Consider the following 1,229-nt stretch of genomic DNA (forward strand, 5'->3'; position numbering starts at 1 on the left):
GACGCATTCTTGATCCAAATTATCCGACTAAGCTTCAAACACTCGAGCAAGCATTAACAGTTCTTGGCAAACAAGTAGTTATTACAATCAAAGATGCAGTATAACTACCTTCCCACCTTTAATAATGAGAAGATAAATCATATTTCTTAAAATTAAACAGCTTTCGCTACAGGTCTATCTAAGACATGTTGTGCTTCTTTAATTAAGGCTTTATAATTTTTATTCTCTACGTCTAATCTAAAAGCCTCAACAAGGAGCTTATTAATTGGACCCAAAACATATAAAGCCTTTTCAGCTGGTCTCATTTCATCCCAATAACTTGGTAAATCAAATCGTGTATCGCGATCATGATCGACAGCATATTTTTTTAATTCATAAAAGGCTTTCACAAGTGCCTTTTTAAACATGCGCACCACATCATTGTTGCACATATACGTCATGAGTAAAGTCGCTTGCGCTTCATTGAGGATAGCAATCTCTCTCTTTTGTCTTCCACCTGTAGTTTCAAAGGATACGATTTCAAATCCAACCCTTCCAAATTCCTCAAAATCTTTACGATTATTGCGTACAAGCTTGATAACAGTAGCATGGCTATTTCCCACACCATTAGCAATTTTCAAAGAAGTTGTGACAGCAATGCCAGCATCATTTATTGTTACTAAATTGTTCATGATATTGGTTCCTTTGTTTTATAAATTTGAATATCCAGGGCTAAAACAACCGAACCAATTCAGCCCTTCACGTCTTTAGGTTACCCTTGGACATACACATGAAGACCCTGGACAAAAACTTTTTATGATGGGCAACAGATCTTACGGAATACTGCTGAACCGATTGGTTACGAGGTGTTTTAAGCCTGTTGAGTAAGCTATAGCGGTTTATAGAATTTGTCAATATTTTTTGAGAAATTCTAAAATAACAGCAGGCGCTAAAAACATAGCGATTAGTTCCTCGCTATGCTTTCCCAATATCAAACAACCTCTACTAGTTTCTTGATCTCCCTGTTAATCTCATCGATAAGAGGTTCAAGATTCAGCACCGTTTTAGGAACTGCTCCTCCATAGACCCATGCTTTCACTTGTGCTTTCGTACTGAAATCTGTATTATTAGGCATGTCACGATACTGGCAACCATCAAACTCTTCATACTCTCTGGTGCCATCTTCATGTTCATAAAGGTTATAAAAATATTCAGCACATCCAAGCCCCCAAGGTGCATGACCAACAGCT

General features: G+C 37.3%; 2 protein-coding genes and 1 pseudogene. 1 reads left to right on the forward strand and 2 read right to left on the reverse strand.

Features of this window, described 5'->3' with window-relative positions; all coding sequences use genetic code 11:
• Positions 1 to 104 (forward strand): annotated as a pseudogene (locus tag WCP75_RS04995) (type II toxin-antitoxin system HicB family antitoxin); the annotation flags it as partial.
• 48 nt (positions 105 to 152) lie between these two features.
• Here WCP75_RS04995 and WCP75_RS05000 read toward each other — a convergent pair.
• Together WCP75_RS05000 and WCP75_RS05005 are read right to left on the reverse strand one after the other, a co-directional pair.
• Positions 153 to 671 (reverse strand): Rha family transcriptional regulator, encoded by a 519-nt coding sequence (locus WCP75_RS05000; RefSeq protein ID WP_336277135.1) that lies wholly within the window; start codon positions 669 to 671, stop codon positions 153 to 155.
• Positions 672 to 970: 299 nt separating this feature from the next.
• A partial coding sequence (locus WCP75_RS05005) for a hypothetical protein (RefSeq protein WP_336277136.1) occupies positions 971 to 1,229 on the reverse strand: 259 nt, incomplete at its 5' end.

The sequence above is a fragment of the Bartonella numerosa genome, assembly GCF_037070845.1.
Classification (GTDB): domain Bacteria; phylum Pseudomonadota; class Alphaproteobacteria; order Rhizobiales; family Rhizobiaceae; genus Bartonella.